The 318-nt window shown below is 74.2% G+C and carries 1 pseudogene; it reads left to right on the plus strand.

What is annotated here, in order from left to right:
- A pseudogene (locus tag IG08_RS0153500) lies at positions 1-318 on the plus strand (IS200/IS605 family accessory protein TnpB-related protein); the annotation flags it as partial.

Below are 318 nucleotides of genomic sequence, written 5' to 3' on the forward strand. Positions count from 1 at the left end.
CCTGGAGCACTCGGCGGAGACGTGGGCGGCGCGTAAGCGGGGCCTGACGTCGGTGTCGTCGTCCCGGTGGGCGGGTTCGATCACCAAGGCCACGCATGATCAGTGGGCGCTGGCCCGGCGTGGCCAGCTCGCCCACCTCCGGTCTCTTGAGGCGGGGATCGGGACGATCGCGCACCGGCTGTCGCTGCCGGTCGGCGCGCAAGGCTCGAAGCACGCTCCGGGCGGCTACCGCAGCAGGCGGGAGTGGCACGCCCAAACGCGTCGCCTGCAGGTGCTGGAGGACCGGCTGGAGCGCGAGCGGGCCGACCGCGAGGCCGG

The sequence above is a fragment of the Streptomyces fulvoviolaceus genome (assembly GCF_000718165.1).
GTDB classification, from domain to species: domain Bacteria; phylum Actinomycetota; class Actinomycetes; order Streptomycetales; family Streptomycetaceae; genus Streptomyces; species Streptomyces fulvoviolaceus.